Source organism: Peribacillus folii (assembly GCF_030271255.1).
Taxonomy (GTDB): Bacteria; Bacillota; Bacilli; order Bacillales; family DSM-1321; genus Peribacillus.
The window spans coordinates 57,486-75,409 of sequence record NZ_JASJOM010000006.1 but is presented as its reverse complement, the minus strand read 5'-3'; the positions used below and the strand labels follow the sequence as shown (position 1 = coordinate 75,409).

19 protein-coding genes are annotated in these 17,924 nt (G+C 43.2%); 13 read left to right on the top strand and 6 right to left on the bottom strand.

Annotated features, from left to right (window positions below; translation table 11 throughout):
* The first annotated feature begins 85 nt into the window (after positions 1–85).
* Together QNI08_RS11470 and pepF are read left to right on the top strand one after the other, a co-directional pair.
* On the top strand, positions 86–1,297 hold the full coding sequence (locus QNI08_RS11470) for a competence protein CoiA (protein WP_285767573.1): 1,212 nt from the start codon (positions 86–88) through the stop codon (positions 1,295–1,297).
* 176 nt (positions 1,298–1,473) lie between these two features.
* Positions 1,474–3,291: an oligoendopeptidase F gene (pepF, locus tag QNI08_RS11465; RefSeq protein WP_285767572.1), complete on the top strand. Its 1,818-nt coding sequence runs from the start codon at positions 1,474–1,476 to the stop codon at positions 3,289–3,291.
* Between the two features lie 861 nt (positions 3,292–4,152).
* Here pepF and QNI08_RS11460 read toward each other — a convergent pair.
* The 4 genes from QNI08_RS11460 to QNI08_RS11445 all read right to left on the bottom strand — a co-directional run bounded on the left by QNI08_RS11460 (position 4,153) and on the right by QNI08_RS11445 (position 6,927).
* On the bottom strand, positions 4,153–5,046 hold the full coding sequence (locus tag QNI08_RS11460) for a ClpXP adapter SpxH family protein (protein ID WP_483313774.1): 894 nt from the start codon (positions 5,044–5,046) through the stop codon (positions 4,153–4,155).
* Entirely contained in the window at positions 5,043–5,447 is a 405-nt protein-coding gene (locus tag QNI08_RS11455; protein ID WP_285767571.1) for a globin domain-containing protein, read from the bottom strand. Before QNI08_RS11455 ends, QNI08_RS11460 begins: the two co-directional genes overlap by 4 nt.
* A 209-nt stretch (positions 5,448–5,656) precedes the next feature.
* Positions 5,657–6,325: a lytic transglycosylase domain-containing protein gene (locus tag QNI08_RS11450; RefSeq protein WP_483313773.1), complete on the bottom strand. Its 669-nt coding sequence runs from the start codon at positions 6,323–6,325 to the stop codon at positions 5,657–5,659.
* A 23-nt stretch (positions 6,326–6,348) separates the two neighbouring features.
* The gene (locus QNI08_RS11445) at positions 6,349–6,927 is read right to left on the bottom strand and encodes a CYTH domain-containing protein (protein WP_285767569.1); all 579 of its coding nucleotides are present in this window, start codon (positions 6,925–6,927) and stop codon (positions 6,349–6,351) included.
* Positions 6,928–7,369: 442 nt separating this feature from the next.
* On the opposite strand from QNI08_RS11445, the gene yjbM reads away from it, so the two are divergent.
* The 3 genes from yjbM to QNI08_RS11430 are packed head-to-tail and all read left to right on the top strand — an operon-like array spanning position 7,370 to position 9,749.
* Positions 7,370–7,990, top strand: a complete 621-nt coding sequence (yjbM, locus tag QNI08_RS11440; RefSeq protein ID WP_285767568.1) for a GTP diphosphokinase — start codon at positions 7,370–7,372, stop codon at positions 7,988–7,990.
* A gap of 47 nt (positions 7,991–8,037) precedes the next feature.
* Positions 8,038–8,832, top strand: coding sequence for an NAD kinase (locus tag QNI08_RS11435; RefSeq protein WP_064466570.1), 795 nt, complete (start codon positions 8,038–8,040; stop codon positions 8,830–8,832).
* A 17-nt stretch (positions 8,833–8,849) separates the two neighbouring features.
* Complete coding sequence (locus QNI08_RS11430) at positions 8,850–9,749, top strand: RluA family pseudouridine synthase (protein ID WP_285767567.1); 900 nt, start codon at positions 8,850–8,852, stop codon at positions 9,747–9,749.
* Positions 9,750–9,862: 113 nt separating this feature from the next.
* Here the strand turns inward: QNI08_RS11430 and prpE are convergent, their stop codons facing one another.
* Positions 9,863–10,606 carry a bis(5'-nucleosyl)-tetraphosphatase PrpE gene (gene prpE, locus QNI08_RS11425; protein ID WP_285767566.1) on the bottom strand — a complete coding sequence of 248 codons (744 nt, stop codon included), beginning with the start codon at positions 10,604–10,606 and terminating at the stop codon, positions 9,863–9,865.
* Positions 10,607–10,726: 120 nt separating this feature from the next.
* Here prpE and mgtE point away from each other — a divergent pair, with 120 nt between their 5' ends.
* Entirely contained in the window at positions 10,727–12,106 is a 1,380-nt protein-coding gene (gene mgtE, locus QNI08_RS11420) for a magnesium transporter (protein ID WP_285767565.1), read from the top strand.
* A gap of 113 nt (positions 12,107–12,219) precedes the next feature.
* Entirely contained in the window at positions 12,220–12,993 is a 774-nt protein-coding gene (gene fabI, locus QNI08_RS11415; protein WP_285767564.1) for an enoyl-ACP reductase FabI, read from the top strand.
* Positions 12,994–13,122: 129 nt separating this feature from the next.
* Here the strand turns inward: fabI and QNI08_RS11410 are convergent, their stop codons facing one another.
* On the bottom strand, positions 13,123–14,034 hold the full coding sequence (locus tag QNI08_RS11410) for an iron-hydroxamate ABC transporter substrate-binding protein (protein ID WP_285767563.1): 912 nt from the start codon (positions 14,032–14,034) through the stop codon (positions 13,123–13,125).
* Between the two features lie 298 nt (positions 14,035–14,332).
* Here QNI08_RS11410 and QNI08_RS11405 point away from each other — a divergent pair, with 298 nt between their 5' ends.
* From QNI08_RS11405 to spoVAD, 6 genes are all read left to right on the top strand, one after another.
* Positions 14,333–14,623 (top strand): hypothetical protein, encoded by a 291-nt coding sequence (locus tag QNI08_RS11405; RefSeq protein ID WP_285767562.1) that lies wholly within the window; start codon positions 14,333–14,335, stop codon positions 14,621–14,623.
* A 12-nt stretch (positions 14,624–14,635) separates the two neighbouring features.
* Entirely contained in the window at positions 14,636–15,226 is a 591-nt protein-coding gene (locus QNI08_RS11400) for a hypothetical protein (RefSeq protein WP_285767561.1), read from the top strand.
* A 14-nt stretch (positions 15,227–15,240) separates the two neighbouring features.
* Positions 15,241–15,606, top strand: coding sequence for a DUF1360 domain-containing protein (locus tag QNI08_RS11395; RefSeq protein ID WP_285767560.1), 366 nt, complete (start codon positions 15,241–15,243; stop codon positions 15,604–15,606).
* Between the two features lie 296 nt (positions 15,607–15,902).
* Positions 15,903–16,400 carry a YhcN/YlaJ family sporulation lipoprotein gene (locus QNI08_RS11390; protein WP_285767559.1) on the top strand — a complete coding sequence of 166 codons (498 nt, stop codon included), beginning with the start codon at positions 15,903–15,905 and terminating at the stop codon, positions 16,398–16,400.
* 18 nt (positions 16,401–16,418) lie between these two features.
* The gene (spoVAC, locus tag QNI08_RS11385; protein WP_285767558.1) at positions 16,419–16,889 is read left to right on the top strand and encodes a stage V sporulation protein AC; all 471 of its coding nucleotides are present in this window, start codon (positions 16,419–16,421) and stop codon (positions 16,887–16,889) included.
* A 3-nt stretch (positions 16,890–16,892) separates the two neighbouring features.
* The gene (gene spoVAD / locus QNI08_RS11380) at positions 16,893–17,918 is read left to right on the top strand and encodes a stage V sporulation protein AD (protein ID WP_285767557.1); all 1,026 of its coding nucleotides are present in this window, start codon (positions 16,893–16,895) and stop codon (positions 17,916–17,918) included.
* The last annotated feature ends 6 nt before the right edge of the window (positions 17,919–17,924 follow it).

Genomic DNA, 17,924 nt, shown 5'->3' with positions numbered 1-17,924 from the left:
TTATATGCCGAAGAGGCATTTTTTTTTGCAAATCGAAAGGGATTGCTGGCGCTGCAGGCGAATGTTATCAAGGAGGAGGTGATTTATGCTTACTGCGATAAAAAAAGATGGCACATGGATAACCCTCCCTGAAAAGCTGCCAGCTGCTTTGCTGCTGCGATTGAGAAGGTCAGGGAAATATTACTGCCCAAGCTGCAGGACGGAAATGTCGATAAAAGCTGGAAGAGTCAGGATTCCCCATTTCGCCCATAAGAATAATCATTCATGCCGTGCTTCCTCTGAACCGGAATCCGCCTATCATTTAAGTGGAAAAAGAAAACTGTATCAGTGGTTTTTGGCCCATGATTATCAAGTCGAACTGGAAGCTTACCTTCCTGAAATCAAGAAAAGGCCCGATATCTTGGCAACGATCGGAGATGACCGCTATGCTGTCGAATTTCAATGCTCGACCATTTCTGAGGGTGAATTCATTGAAAGAACGAAAGCTTATCGAAGCATGGGCATCAGGACGATTTGGATTCTTGCTGCAAAACGCTTGAAAAGGAAGAATAAGCATGAATTCCTGTTATCCGATTTTCAATGGCTCTTTGTCACCGGCAGCTGCCGTCACCCCTTCCTATGGATGTTCTGTCCGGAATCCAACCAATTATCCGTATTGAAGAACCTCACACCTTTTTCCCCCAGAACCGTCTTTGCCGAAATGACGACCGCTTCTCTGAAATTCCTCCCCCCCCATAAATTATTACCGCGAAAATGCTCCAGTTTCCCTTTTCTCCCTGCTTGGAGATACAAACGAAAGAGCTGGTGCCAGCATGTAGTGAAAACGGCGCGTAGAGGCGATCCTTTTTTTGAAGCGCTCTATTTACATCGTATGGCAGCTGCAACCATTCCAGTTGAATTGGGGATCCCCGTTAAGGGTATGTTGTTGATTAAGACCGCTTCGATTGAATGGCAGGCTTGGCTTTACATGGACGTGTTTGGAAAGAAAAAACTTGGGGAAAGGGTTTACTTGAAGGATGTTACCCGTCATTTCCGGAAGCGTGCAAAAAATGGCCAAATAAAATATAGGGCGTTGCCATTGCTACAGGAAAGGCCATTGGATTATCCATTACTGCAATATCTTCGACTATTGGAGAAGATGGGCTATATCTCTGAGCTGGCAGAAGGGGAATTCACCATGGAAAAACATATGTCCGTTCCCTTCTCCGGAGAAGAAAATCTGATGCTCGAAAGAAAATTTTACCATGAGCATAAGTTGACGATCGAAAAAGGGAATATCCAGTTTAATGAACAGTGAAACTCTTTTGGCCTTGTTTTAAGGAGAAAGGGCAGGATTATTTTTGTTAATGGAGAAATAGTAATAAGACTGGGGTTTTATTTGACATGATGGCCCTGGTAGATTGAAGTGCGTGATTTAATTTAATTCGCTAGGTTGAATGGCAAGTTTTCTATAGAATGGAGAGGGATTTTTATATGGTACAGGAAACGAAAGTGAATACTTTACCGGCAAGGGACGAAATAGCTGCTGAAGATACTTGGAGACTGGAAGATATCTTCGCTACCGAGGAAGATTGGGAAGCTGCCTTCAAAGCAGTGAAAGAGGATCTCAAAAAAGCGGATGCACACAAAGGGACACTAGGTGATAGTGCAGAAAAATTATTTGCAGCACTGCAACTTCAAGATGAGGTTTTCGAAAACCTAAGCAAAGTGTATTCTTATTCACATATGCGCAATGATCAAGATACAACCAATCCTTTTTACCAAGGAATGGAAGATCGGGCGAAAGCATTATATGCTCAGGCAGCAGCGGCATTTTCCTATTTGGTTCCGGAACTATTGAGTATCGATGAAAGTAAAGTGTCCGGCTTTTTGGAAGAAAAAGAGGAATTGAAACTTTATAAACATTCATTAGAGGAAATCAACCTGCAGAGGCCGCATATCCTTACGGCAGAGCAGGAAGCATTATTGGCACAGGCTTCAGAGGTGCTGGATGCATCAGGCAACACGTTCGGCATGCTTAACAATGCCGATCTGAAATTCCCGACCATTAAGGATGAAGATGGTAATGATGTAGAAATCACGCACGGCCGCTATATCCGTTTTCTTGAAAGTGAGGACCGCCGTGTACGTGAGGAAGCGTTCAAAGGGGTATACAGCAAGTATGGAGAGTTTCGCAATACCTTTGCTTCCACATTGTCTGGAGAGGTCAAGAAACATAATTTCAATGCGACGGTAAGGAAATATGATTCAGCAAGACATGCAGCTTTGAGCAGCAATAACATTCCCGAGACCGTGTACGATAATCTCGTCAAAACGGTCAATGACAACTTGCCTTTGCTGCATCGCTACCTTGAATTGCGTAAAAGGGTGCTGGCTTTGGATGAACTTCACATGTATGACCTGTTCACTCCGCTCGTGAAAGAAGTGAAGATGGAAGTAACATATGAGGAGGCAAAGGATTATGTCCTAAAGGGTCTTGCGCCACTTGGAGAGGACTATTCAAATGTGTTGAAAGAAGGATTTGAAAACCGTTGGGTCGATGTGCATGAGAATAAGGGGAAACGAAGCGGCGCCTATTCCTCCGGTACATACGGCACAAATCCATATATTTTGATGAATTGGCAAAATAATGTAAATAATCTATTCACGCTCGTTCACGAGTTTGGTCACTCCGTCCACAGTTACTATACACGTAAATGCCAGCCATATCCTTATGGCGACTACTCGATATTTGTAGCCGAGGTTGCCTCGACTTGTAATGAAAACCTATTGAATGATTATTTACTAAATACAATCGATGATGAAAAGAAACGTATTTATTTATTAAATCATTATCTGGAAGGCTTTCGCGGAACATTGTTCCGTCAAACGATGTTTGCCGAGTTTGAACATTCCATCCACTTAAAAGCGCAGGATGGGGAAGCGCTGACAGCCGATATGCTCACTAAGGAATATTATGAGCTAAACAAGAAATACTTTGGCGAGAACGTGACAATCGATGAGGAAATCGGCCTGGAATGGGCACGGATCCCTCACTTCTACTATAATTATTATGTTTATCAATATGCGACCGGAATCAGCGCGGCAACAGCCCTAAGCAAGCAAATCCTTGAAGAAGGCGAACCTGCCGTCAAAAGATACTTGGAATTCTTGAAATCGGGAAGTTCCGATTACCCAATCGAAGTACTCAAAAAGGCTGGAGTCGATATGACAAAGGCCGAGCCAGTCCAAGAAGCCATGAATGTATTCGAGGAGAAGTTAAATGAATTGGAAGAGCTATTGAGTAAATAGGATAGAGAAGGGACCCGGAAAGCTCCGGGTCCTTTTTTTTAAGGGGATGGCGGTTATAACCCTTTAAACCGATTCCTCTGGTTCCTGCTGTGCAGGATGATAAAAAAAACGAAAAATAAAATGGGGGAAGAGAAATAAAGGGGAATAAGGTCCATGATTCCGAGTAACTGGATAAAAAGGGAACCTATCAAGAGGATCAATAAAATCACGCCTTTCAATTTGGCACCTCCGTCCTAATGCAGAAACAAGTCCTTCTGCTTCTTAATAGATTTTATGTCGTGGTATAGGCAGTATTCTAAGAATATGACAAAAATGTGAAACATCGCACAAAGTTCTTGCAATTATCGTGCACAATCTGCTATAGTACAGATATAGAAGTTTTCACATCCCAAACTTATACCCCTTTGTTTGAAAGTCGTGAAATTTCTCCCATCCCCTTTGTTCGTATAAATAGGAAAAACCCTGACAAATAGTTTGCGATTTGTCAGGGTTTTTCTTTTCCTTGCTTAAATAATCCTTCACGCTTGTAAATGAAATTATCCATGTACATAAATATGTGATTGTTTTCACAAATCTTGTCTTTTACGTACGAGAAGGAGAATGGAACTAAAAGAACGGTCGATTATGGTGTTGTAAGGGACAAGATTATTTTGTGAACAAATTGTGAAATGTTACACAAAGAGTTGAAACATGAATGGATTATCTGTTATAGTTATTATTGTGAAGTGAATCACATACAAACTTATACCCCTTTGTTTGATCGTGAAAAATTTCTCCCATCCCCTTATTTCTTATATGGAAGCCATGCAATCGTTTAATTGCATGGCTTTCCCCTTTTTATGAAAAAAAAAGCAGTCATACTCATGACTGCTTTTTTGTATATCTCCAAAAGGTCCCATATTTAGCTGGGATTTTCTCGGCCAGCTGTTTTAATACAAGCTTCTTCATTTCCAGTTCAACGTTAGTTTTGTTCATATTATAAACCGTTTCGATTTCCTTGGTCGCTACCAGTTTGAAGCAGCTTAAGAAATCTTCAAGAGAGGGTGGTTTGGCAGGTGCGGGAAGGCCATTCAGCATATCTTCCAGAATTTGAACATATACCTCGTAAGAATAGACACCCGCAACCTTAATTCCTTCTTCCTCGATATTTTGATTGAAGAAGACAAGTGAGGGTATTTCCGTCACTTCCATTTCATTCGTAATTTTCATATCGCATTGAAAGCCCTTTGCTGCACTTGAAGAATTGATGTCGTATAAAAATTCCTCGACATCCAAACCAACGGTCTCGGCGCACTCCGTCAGCACATCGATATGGGAAATATCCTTTTTCCCGATGAATACATATTCCTGGAGCTGCCTTAAAAAGCGGATGGCCAATTTTCGGCCCTGCAATTCAGCTGCTTTTATTGCAATGGAAGCCGTATATGGAGAAGAGATTGGGTTTTCGGACCAGAGGCTTCCGTCACAGGACATTCCCGATCGGCTGGCTGTCTTTTCCCAAACTTGAGCAAGGTTTTCATAATTTTTATTTTTCCCCATATTAAGAGAATCAATTTTACCGCTTAAAACATGGCGTAAACTGAATAACTGACCATATTCTATCTGTAATTTTCTAATAATTGGTTCTAAGCCCCAACATTCGGGACATAGCGGATCAACAAAAACATAAATTTCAATTGGCTTTTTTCCTATATCATAGCAATGCTGTGTTTTAATCCAATCGGAAATATTGAAAACTGGTTTATGTGCGCTCAACTGCCTTCTCCTTTCCCGTCCATACCGGATGTATTGATCATATGCTGTGCCGTCAAATAGAGGCGGTGATAGAAAAATTCCCTAAGTTCACCATCAAGTCCCACTTCGTCCATGGCATGGTACATGCATGATAACCATGCCTTTGCACGTTCTGGTGTAATTTCAAAAGGTATATGCCGTGCCCGCAACATGGGATGGCCATGTTCTTCTGTATATAAAGACGGACCGCCCAAATATTGAGTCATGAATTGTTTTTGTTTACGGACCGTTTCCGATAAATCGTCAGGGAAAATCGGCTTCAGATCAGGATGCTGGCTAACGTTGGAGTAAAACACATCAATTAACCTGTGTAATTGCCCTTCTCCAATTAATTCATATGGTGTAGGGTTCCCTTGCATCATGTTGATTACTCCTTTTAAAAGAAAAATGGTTGATATGTATTCATATTTTATCAATGACGTCATGATATAACAAATATATAGCTTGAAGAAAATTTTACATCTGTAGTATGACACAGCCGAAGAAGGGGGAAAGCCGGATCTGGGAAACGTCGTTGCAGGAGAAATTGAACATGAAAAAACTGACCCGATTATATAAGGGTCAGTTATCATTAACTTAAAAATGTTCCGTAAACGCTTTGAACATAATTCTTTGTTTCTTTGAATGGCGGAATGCCATTATATTTGTCCACGTTGCCCGGTCCTGCATTATAAGCCGCGAGGGCGAGTTCGATATTTCCGCCATATCTGTCCATCATCTGGCTTAAATATTTACTGCCGCCCATGATGTTCTGCTCCGGATCTGTGGGATCATTCACTCCAAGGCTCCTGGCCGTTGCTGGCATTAATTGCATAAGACCTGCCGCGCCCGCATAGCTGACCGCTTTAGGATCAAAGTTCGACTCCTGCTTAATGACAGACTTAATCAGCTTTTCCGGCAGCTTATATAGTGTGGCTGCCTGACTGATGATTTCATCGTAATTCGTTCCCGTTCCACTCTCCTTACGTTCAGCCGGGGCAGGGGAGATAGGTGGGCTCGAAGCCATCGTTGACGCGTTCCTTGATTGGAGGATGGCGTTCGCCTCCGTTTCCACAGTCGATAATAAGGAGCCCAATTTTTGCGACGAGCCGTCCAGCGAATCTCCCGAAACCAACTCTGAGAGCATGTCCTGAAAAATTGCTTGCGATGAAGCCGTGTTTGCATTGTTTCTATTTGTAAATTGCTGGATGGCCTGCAATTGCATAAATGTTTTGAAATCCTGGATTTTCAAACTTTCCACCTCCGAAATTGGTTCATGCAGGATTAATCCTTGAATTTGGCACGATAAAACCGCTTAACTTTATTTTCGGTTTTTCTTTCAGGAATGTGAAGGGATTCAAGCAGGCTAAGAAAAATATTTTTCCCTGCCTTTGCGTCCGTGACTTCATATTCAAGCTCATAATCCTCTTGATCGAGATAAGAACTATGATCCAAGACAAGCAATCCCTCCTTGTAAGAAAATTCAAATCTGTTCGTCTCCAGCGTCCCGAAGCAAGTAAAGGCATCCGTATCGAATCCCTCTTCGGTGAGAAGCCGTAAAATCACTCCTTTCGGAAAAGTGCCATGCTTCAAAAATGCAGTCGCCTCTTCGTCGGTGATGGCTTGGTTCGTTTCCAATAACCCCTCTGAAGCGGGCTGTTTCAAGGTCAATTCAAAGCGTTCATTTTTCGCGCGAATCCGGAGAGCGGAACTGCGTGTTTTCAATTCGAATCCGGAAGTGTCGAAGTAATGATTAAGCTGTGATGTAAAACCCGAGGCATCGATCTTGAAATGATCGATCAGCTGCACGAATTCTCTTTTGTCCAAAAGATTTTTAAACTCGATTTCAATATGCTGGTCCATGTATTTCTCCCTTTCTGGTCTTTAATTCAGGCTCATTTCATAAGGGCAGGAACTATATATGATTGTTGGAGCAAAAAAGCGCGCATGACAGGGGAAATTAACCACACCGTTTTATTTGCTTGCCAGCAACAAAATATGCGCTGAGAGCCTTAATTTAAATCAATCATTATAGAAACCAGTTCTGCTGTCAAATCGAAGCCAATAAATTTTTGCTATAGTACTTGAATATTTAGGAATCATTTGCAGGTTATGATAAAATATAAACGTTGAACATATGATTGCATTCCATAAAAAGAGAAATCATACATATTTTTTATAAGTAAATGGCTTTATCGGATTCAGGGGTTAAAGCAGTGTGTCATAGGATCGCTGGATAGAGAGAGCGCTCTGCCCATACCAGAGTTGAACAGGCGCTTTTTAGATAGATATAGGTGGTGTGGCAATGGACAGTTGGGATGATTTCTTGGCGCCGTATACGCAGGCTGTCGAAGAATTGAAGGTAAAGCTAAAGGGATTAAGGAAACAGTTTGAGAGAGAGAATATTCACTCCCCCATCGAGTTTGTTACGGGCAGGGTAAAGCCGATCGTCAGCATTTTGGCCAAGGCAAGTCAAAAGGGCATACCGATTGATAAATTAGGGACGGAGATCCAGGATATTGCCGGCCTCCGGATGATGTGCCAGTTCGTGGATGATATTGAGCAAGTGGTCGGACTTTTACGCGGGCGCAATGATTTTGAGATCGTTGAGGAAAGGAATTATATTTCTCATAAAAAGGCAAGCGGATACCGTTCTTATCATGTAGTCATCCGGTACCCGGTCCAAACGATCCATGGCGAAAAAAATATCCTTGCCGAAATCCAGATCAGGACGCTGGCCATGAACTTTTGGGCGACGATTGAACATTCGTTAAATTATAAATATAAAGGCATTTTCCCGGAGGATATCCAGCTGCGGCTGAAACGAGCGGCTGAAGCGGCTTTTCTGCTTGATGCGGAGATGTCGCAGATTCGGACGGAAATCCAGGAGGCACAGCGCCTTTTTTCACGGAAGAAAGATTCTTGAACGCATGTTGGGTAAATAAGAATAATTTATTGGTAAGGTGGGATTACATGAAATTTGCGATTACGTCAAAAGGAGATGCAAAATCGAATACCTTGATGCAAAGGATGCGAACGTATCTCCAGGACTTTCAGTTGGAATATGACGAGGACCAGCCGGATATCGTCATTTCGGTCGGCGGTGACGGCACATTATTATATGCTTTCCACCGTTATAAAAATCGTCTGGACAAAACCGCTTTTGTTGGTGTGCATACCGGACACCTTGGTTTTTATGCGGATTGGACCCCTGATGAAATCGAGAAATTGGTGATAGCGTTGGCAAAAACCCCCTTTCAAATCGTGGAATATCCTTTGCTGGAAACGATCGTCCGCTATCAGCATGGGGGGCGGGAGGCCAGGTTTTTGGCTTTGAATGAATCGACAGTCAAAAGCGTTGAAGGAACGCTCGTCATGGATGTCGAGATACGCGGCCAGCATTTCGAAACATTTCGCGGTGATGGGCTATGCATTGCGACGCCTTCGGGCAGCACAGCCTATAATAAGGCTCTTGGAGGGGCCATCGTTCACCCATCCATCGATGCAATTCAGATAACGGAACTGGCTTCGATCAATAATAGGGTGTTCAGGACGGTCGGTTCGCCGCTATTGCTGCCGGCGCACCATACATGCATGTTCCGGCCTGTAAATGCGGTCAATTTTCAAATTACGATCGATCATTTAACCCTTCTTCAAGAGGACGTAAAGTCGATTCAGTGCCGAGTCGCTGATGAAAAGATCCGCTTTGCCAGATTCCGCCCTTTTCCTTTTTGGAAGAGAGTGCATGATTCATTCATTGCTAATTAAGGAGATAAACTTACCTCATGTCAAATCAAAACTTTTCTTTGACTTGGTCGGTTTTTGAAGAGGATTCCGGTTCTTTGCTACGGGAATTTCTCAACAAATGCGATATTTCAAAACGGGCATTAACGGATATTAAGTTTAAAGGTGGATCCATCTTGGTGAATGGCAGCAGCGTCACGGTCAGGGAACGGATTGAAGCTGGGGATGTCGTAACGGTCATTTTTCCGCCAGAGCAGGCAAGCGGGGGGCTTTTGCCAGAGCCGATCTTTCTGGATGTCAAGTATGAAGATGAATTCGTATTGGTCGTGGTCAAGCCGCCATCGATGAATACCATCCCCTCCCGGGAGCACCCAAACGGCAGCCTTGCCAATGGCTTGGCAGGTTATTATAAAAAAAAGGGGATACAGGCAACGATCCATATCGTTACAAGGCTGGATAGGGATACGTCGGGACTGGTCCTGATCGCTAAGCACCGGCATATCCATCATCTTTTGAGTGAACAGCAAAAAATGAGACAGGTGAAACGGCGATACCAGGCCATTGCCGAGGGAATTGTTGCCGGTCCTGAAAGTGTGATCGACGCACCTATCGGCAGGAAATCCACCAGCATTATTGAGCGGGAGGTCCGCGACGATGGCAGGCACGCCCGCACTTTATATGAGGTATTGGCACACACTCGCTCCCATACATTCCTCAAGCTGGAGCTACAAACGGGCAGGACGCACCAAATCAGGGTCCATATGGCTCATATCGGACATCCCCTTGCAGGTGATGATCTATATGGAGGCAGCAGGGCGGAAATCGATCGCCAAGCCCTTCATTGCTTTGAATTGAGATTCCTGCATCCTTTCACGAAGAAGATGATGCTGTTTCAGGAAGAGCTGCCTCAAGATATGAAGGATTTGCTCAACGGGCAGTAAGAATATGGATCCTTTACATACAGACCAATGTGGGATTTTGGAAAGAATTGAAAACAAACAAATGAAACCATCCATGGAAGCAAAAAACTCACCAAGTCGGCGAGTTTTTTTGATTAATCGAAAGAAGTCCTGAATTTTTCTGCTAGGTAGGGCATGGACGAAGGGACATCTTGAAGTTCCATTTCAGGATAGCGGATGGCTGTCAATTTGCCGCCGAAGACACAGCCGGTATCAATGTTGTATGTACGGTTTACCTGCCTGGCATCCGGGACTGGTGTATGTCCATATACGATCCAGGCATCACCTTCATAAGATCGGGCCCAATCCTTTCTGATTGGAGAACCGTCCGGATGTTTCGAGCCATTGATATCCCCGTATAAGACAAAGGTTTTTACCTTATGGCTATCTTGGCCAATATATTCCCTGCGGATGCCTGCATGTGCAATGATTAAGCGGCCATCATCCAGGTGTTGATACAGAGGGGAGCGTTCGTATAATTCCATGAACTTTTTACGGATTTTCTTCTGGTCCCGTATGCTTCGTGAGTCATATTCAGCTACAGTGGTTTCCAATCCATGCGATACTTGGACTTTATTGCCTGAAAAATATCGGTACAGCTTATTGCAATGATTCCCTGGAGCATATTTTGCCAGTTTTTGATTGATGACCAATTCATGGACTACCTCGATCACCTCAAGGGAATTTGGGCCGCGGTCGGTCAAATCCCCAACAAAGCCAAGGATCCTGCCAGATGGATGGATCGGGATCCCGGTTTCCCAAGTATAGCCCATATTTTTTGTAAGCTGCTTGAATTCGGGGAAACATCCGTGAATGTCCCCGATGATATCGATGTTCATTAGTCACACCCTTTGTTTGTTTTGTATATGTTTATGGTATTAGTATAGTATTATTTAAAAAAATAAAATATAAACGAAGAACGAAGAAATAAAAAACTGCGTTTTAGGAGGTGTATGGATATGGAGGAGATGAAGGAACTGGAAAAAGAAAGTAAACAAACGAATTATGATCTTTTGCATGAAGCTCTTGAAACGGAGAATTTGGATCAGTTCCGTACGGAGTTCCTTGACATGCATCCATATGATCAGGCTCAATTTTATACAAGCTTATCGGACGAATCAAGATCTGTCGTTTACAGGTATTTGTCACCGGAAGAAATGGCGGACCTTTTTGAAAATATTGAAATAGAAGAAGAGGATTACGAAAGCCTGCTTGCAGAAATGAATCCTTCCTATGTAGCCGATATGCTTTCGCATATGTATGCAGATGACGCTGCAGATGTTTTGAATGAGATCAATGATGAACAGGCCGTCAGCTATTTGACGATCATGGATGATGAAGCGGCCAGTGAAATCCAGGAGCTTCTCAATTATGAGGAATCCACGGCAGGAAGCATAATGACGACGGAGTTCATCGCCATAGAGGCGAACGAAACGGCCCGTTCGGCATTGCAGATTTTAAAAAGGGAAGCCCCGCAAGCGGAAACGATTTATTATGTATTCGTAATAGATGAAGAAAAGAGACTGCTGGGGGTGCTATCGCTCCGTACATTGATCATTGCTGATGAGGAAGCCTTGATCAGCGATTTGATGGATGACCGGGTCGTATCCGTACCGGTGTCGGAGGACCAGGAAGAGGTGGCACGTAAAATTCGGGATTATGATTTCCTCGCCGTCCCTGTCGTCGATTTTCAAAATCACCTGTTGGGAATCATTACGGTAGATGACATCATTGATGTTATGGATGAAGAAGCATCAGATGATTATTCTAAATTGGCAGGTATATCAGATCTCGATCATGTTGATAAAAGTCCATTCTCCGCTGCGAAAAAACGGCTGCCGTGGCTCGTGATTTTATTGTTTTTAGGTTTGTTGACTGCAAGCTTGATCGGCAGATTCGAAGAGACGCTCAGCCAAAAAGCGATTTTGGCCGTATTCATTCCTTTGATTGGCGGTATGGCCGGCAATACTGGAACGCAAGCGCTGGCAGTTGCGGTCAGAGGGATTGCAACAGGGGATTTGGAACAGGAAAGCAAATGGAAGCTGGTGCTCCGAGAGGCTGGAACCGGACTCATCATTGGCCTTACATGCGGTATTTCCATCATTTTCATCGTCTATTTTTGGCAGCATGACTTAATGCTCGGGCTATTGGTGGGCATTTCAATTTTCATTACGCTGATTGTAGCAACGCTAGCAGGTTCGATCGTCCCGCTTCTCATGCATAAAATGAAGATCGACCCAGCGGTAGCTTCCGGTCCGTTCATCACGACGATCAACGACCTTATAAGCATCCTGATCTATTTTGGACTGGCGACATTGTTCATGGGATATTTACTGTAACCTGAGTGATGCAAGCCTCGGTGAGAAAACGGTGTTTTTATCAAAGAAAATTTGATATACTGTAATTAGTAGCAGGTACTAATAACTTGTATTAAAAATTAGGAGGTCACAAGATGACTTTTTCATTAGAAGGAAAAACGTTTGTCATAATGGGTGTAGCGAATAAAAGAAGCATAGCTTGGGGCGTTGCCCGTTCCTTACATAAAGCTGGTGCAAAGCTGATATTCACATATGGAAAAGAGCGTACGGAAAAAAGCGTGAACGAACTATCTTCCACATTGGAAGGCGAGCCTTCGATCATATTACAATGCGATGTGACGAAGGACGAGTCTATCGAGGCGTGCTTTGCGACCATTAAGGAAAAGGTGGGAATCATCCACGGTGTCGCACACTCCGTAGCTTTTGCAAATAAAGAAGAACTTGACGGGGAATTCGTCAACACAAGCCGTGAAGGGTTCTTGCTGGCCCATAATATCAGTTCATTCTCTTTAACGGCTGTAGCCAAAGCGGCGAAGGAACTCATGCCTGAAGGCGGCAGCATCGTCACGATGACGTACCTTGGCGGTGAACGCGTCATGCCTAATTATAACGTGATGGGAGTGGCAAAGGCTTCACTTGAAGCAAGTGTCCGTTATCTGTCAAGCGATCTTGGCAAAGATAACATTCGTGTGAATGCAATTTCAGCCGGTCCGATACGTACGTTATCGGCCAAAGGGGTGCGTGATTTCAATTCCATCCTGAAGAAGATCGAGGAAGAGGCACCTTTGCGCCGTACAACGACTCCAGAAGAAGTCGGCGATACGGCACTCTTCTTATTGAGCGATATGTCCCGCGGGATCACTGGTGAAAATATCCATGTCGATTCTGGATATCATATTATAGGATAACAACGACATACTGCCTGAGGGGTTCGGAATGGTTGCATTCCGAACCTTTTTGCATTTTACATGAGATGCTAATAGAAAGGGAGGACATAAAAAAGCAGGGAAGAGGAGTTCCCCGCTAATGCGTTCGATTTAATTCAAGAAATGTGATTTGAAAAATTCCAATTGATAATCCAATGTTAGCGGGTCATTGAATATGAACTCGTTACCATTAGCTTCGAAAACATGATCTTCTTTCACCGCAGGCATTTGTTTGTAAACATCGGTGTTTTGGAAAGAGTTATCTTGATCTCTATATTTGCTAATGACTAAATAGTCCCCAACATATTGAGGCAGTACTTCCAAGGAAAGTGAATAATAGCCTTCCTTATGAACCATTTCCTTGACTTTATCAGGCATTTTCAATCCCATTTCTTGATAGAGGACCTCGGTGCCCCTGCCCCAATTATCTCCAAACACAGCTAGCTGCTTATCATAGCTTTCCACCACTGTAACAGTAGCATCTTCACCGATCTTTTCCTTAATTTGCATTCCGGCTTCCGCTGCACGTGATTTATAGTCATCAATCCAAGCTTGTGCTTTTTTTTCCTTGTTCAGCAGCTTCCCGATTTCCAAATGCTGAGTTAAATAATCTACTTTACCATATGTATATGTTACAGTAGGTGCAATTTCCTTCAACTTATCCAAATTCTTGGTAGTGCTTGCCCCGATGATCAAGTCCGGATCCAATTCGATTATTTTTTCCAATTCATCTTCTGAAACCGATTGTACATCTTTTAATTTCTTTTCGAATCTGGGATTCTTTTTAGACCAAGGCTCCACACCGACTAAATTTACTCCAAGTGACAAGACATCTCCTGCATAAGATGCCAAAACGATGACCCTTTTTGGATTTGCGGGGACCTCAACCGCACCATTTTCCGACTGATAGGTAATCGTATCTTTTTTATTTTTTTCGCTCGTTGTTTTTTCAGTGGCTGCATTGCCGCAGGCGCTGACTAAAAGCGTAAAGATGAAGACGATTGGTAAAAGTATTTTTTTCAAAATGATGTTCTCCTTAAAATTAAAGTGTTTTGAGCAGTTTAAATGGTTAAATTTCCTTTCTTTGAAGTGTAGGTAAATGATAATGATAATCAATAACAATTAAATTTTAGTCTTATTGTCCAATTAAGTCAATATTGAAAATTTAAAATCGCTTTTTTTACGAACCACATCTCCTGCATAAAAAACGCTTATATTCATATAAATGATACATAGAGCAAATATTCCATTAAATAGACAATATCAGCTTAAGCCTGTTTTCGGCCCATTTCGGGCAATGAAATAGGAGGAGGGGCATCATATGGACGTGAAGAAAGTCGATCTTCCTGTTGGGAAACGAACCGTATATGACTTGAAGGGTCATACAAAAACCAGCACGTCATATAGTGCAGTGGAATTGGTGGAGCTATTGTCCCGACTTCCAGCCTTTGCACCCAAGCCCGTTTGTAAATTCATCATCAACGGCCGAACATTATTTGGGAAATTGGAATATAAAAAGAAATCCAATTTGTATATAAGGCATAGATTCGGGAAAAAGGTTGTCCAATACGATATGGAGCAGCTGCAGTCAGTCGATATTCTGAAATATTAAGGAGGAATCATCATGGCAGAGAGGAATGACGATAAAGAACCGAAACCACTTTTATATGTCGATTCATCGAAGGTATCCGATCAAAGGGGGAATATGCAAACGGATTTCCAGTCGAAAAAAAGTACAGCTCCTGAAGCAGCAGCCGAGCCTGAGCAGAAGGAAGAAAAACATAAGCAGGAAGAGCAAAAGGAAGAAAAAATAGAAGAAGTCAAACGTGAATTTGGTGTATACGATGTCATGAAGGAGATTGAAACGGAAATGACCGCCATCAGGCAAATAACCGATCAATATGTTCCTGAGCAAACCCCAGCCGAGCAAACGGAACCACCTGAACAAGCAGAAAAGGAAATGATAAAGCCGCCCGCAAAGAAAAAGCGCAAAAAAATCGAGAAAAAAGAATCTTCCCGCGATATCGTAACACGGTTATCCCAGCATCAAGGTTTTCCAAAGCCATTGTGTGAGGCAGTAATTAATGGAGAAACGCTTCGGTTCCACATATTGGGAATGAAGGGGGAATCGGTGAAGATTAAAAGGGGCAACCGAATTCATTTTGTCGCTCTCCCCGAAATCTTCAATGCCAAAATAATCGAACAACCCAAGTGAAGGGGGAATAGGGAATGTTTCTCCCGCAAAATGAGTTCACCTTGTTTGTACTATTAGGTTTGGCCTCGTTCAGGCTGACTCGATTGATTGTGTTCGATAAAATCACGGAGCCGCTGCGGCGTCCTTTTTTTAAAGAGATTGAGGAAAAGAATGAAAAAGGAGAGGTGGAAATATATTTGTTGCCCAAAGAAAGGGGATTGCTAGGCTGGGGAGGGCAATTACTTAGCTGTTATTGGTGCGTAGGAGTCTGGGTGAGCCTTTTTTTGGTTTTCCTGCATCTGCAACAGTGGTTCATAGGGGACGCGGTGGTGTTGATCCTTGCAGTAGCAGCGCTTGGTGCGATCATTGAGGTGATAATCAGTAAAATTATGGACATTTGATTGGAAACAACTTGTCTCTTATTTCATATAGTAAGTTATAGAACAGTAAAGGAGGCGTCATGAATTGAATAAGAAACAGAGCCCATGGACTTATGCCAAACCGATGAAAAAGGATCAGCCGATTAAAATCAAGAAAGACTGTGGCTGTAATAATAATAATAAAAATAAAGGCTATTATTGAGTAGAAAAAACCTTTCCGTCCAGGGAAGGTTTTTTAATTTCCTAATCCTACCATTCATAAAAAAACCATTAAATAAGAAAATACTAATAGAACGATTAATTAGGATGTGATTCTTTTGTTCAGGAAAAGAAATTATGTGTATCGCAAATGGATCCTTCTTGTGATTGCTTTGTGTGTGCTTGCGGCCTGCAGCAGCCAAGGAGACGGGAAAACGGAGAATATGGCTCTGATTAAACGTACCAATCCCAAGCCGATGGATATTATCAATGGGATGGATGAGGAAGATGAAAAAGGCTTGATTTCAAAGGTCAAGGAAACAGTTGCTGGTGAAGATACGATTTATGACGTAATCGTGGTGAAGAATGGAAAAAAGATTATCGTCGCTTATAAGGTCAAGCATTTACAACGTTTCCATATGAAGAAGATTGAAAAGAACGTGACGCAGCACCTGGAAGAAAGGTACCCTAAGTATAATTTCATTGTTTCAAGTGATTATAAAATCTTTTTGGAATCTTTAAGGTTGAGTGAATTCCTCAAGAAAAAGGACGTTCCGGAAAAAAAGGCACGGAAGAAATTCAAGGAAATTGAAGAGCTTCAAAAAGAATTGATTTAGAGATGGAGGTACAGAATTATGAGCGGCAAGGAGAAAACGACCCCCCAGCAGGATGCGTATAAACAGCTTCAAGGAAAGCATGAAATTAAAAGGCCGATCGTGAAGAATTGCTTGAAGGCTTTTATCGTTGGCGGGATTTTCTGCATAGTGGGACAGGCGATTTCTTACTTTTACATTTACTTTTTCAACTTTACGGAACAGACAGCCGGAAGTCCAACAACTGCGACCATGGTATTCCTGGCACTATTGATGACGGGCTTCGGTTTCTACGATCGTATTGGCCAGTTCGCCGGGGCGGGGAGCGCCGTGCCGGTTACCGGATTTGGTAATGCAGTCATATCAGCGGCCATCGAACATCGGACCGAGGGGTTTGTGCTAGGGGTCGGTTCGAATATGTTCAAATTGGCTGGTTCAGTCATTTTATTTGGTGTTTTTTCAGCCTTTGTGGTGGCGTTGATCAAAACGATTTATTTAATGGCTGGGGGCTAAGCGATGTTAACAGGTAACCAAACTTGGATATTTGCCAATAAGCCAGTCATATTGGGAACAGGGGTAACAGGCGGACCGTTTGAAGCCAATGGACAAATTGCGGGCGACTTCGATATTTTGTACAAAGATTTGTGGATGGAGAAGGATTCGTATGAGAAGGCCCACCGCCTTTTGATGGAGAAGGCTGTGGAGCTGGCATTGGAGAAAGGCGAAATCGAAAAGGAGCAGGTGCAATTTTTCCTGGCTGGTGATTTGATCAATCAGATTACCCCGACAAGTTTTGCGGCAAGAACAAATGGCATTCCTTATATCGGGTTGTTCGGGGCGTGCTCGACATCAATGGAGGGGCTTGCACTGGCTGCCTTCATCACCAATTATGGCGGGGCGAATTACGTACTGACAGGTGCCTCGAGCCACAATGCAGCTGTTGAAAAGCAATTCCGCTATCCAACTGAGTACGGGGGTCAAAAGCCTCCTACCGCACAGTGGACGATAACGGGGGCAGGTGTGGCGTTGGTCGCCCCGCATGGAAGCAGGCAAGGTGAGTACCCCCATGTCGTTTCTGCCACGATCGGCAAGGTCATTGACATGGGGCTGAAGGATCCGTTCAATATGGGAGGAGCGATGGCCCCGGCTGCCGTCGATACGATCCTTGCCCATTTCAATGATACGGGACTCGGCCCGGAGGATTATGATTTGATCATTACGGGTGATTTAGGGCAAATAGGCAGGGAAACCGCCATGGATTTGTTAAAGCAAAAAGGATGTAAAATCAATCAGGAGAAATTCAAAGATTGCGGCTTGATGATTTTTAAAAAGGACCAGCCCGTTTTAGCGGGCGGCAGCGGCGCAGGATGTTCAGCAGTGGTTTTATATGGACATATCCTCAATCAAATGATTTCAGGTCATTATAAAAAAATCCTGCTGGTTGCAACTGGGGCATTATTGTCGCCATTATCGGTCCAGCAAAAGGAAACGATCCCGTGCATTGCTCATGCGGTATCCATCGAGTATGGGGTGAATTCATGAAAAAGG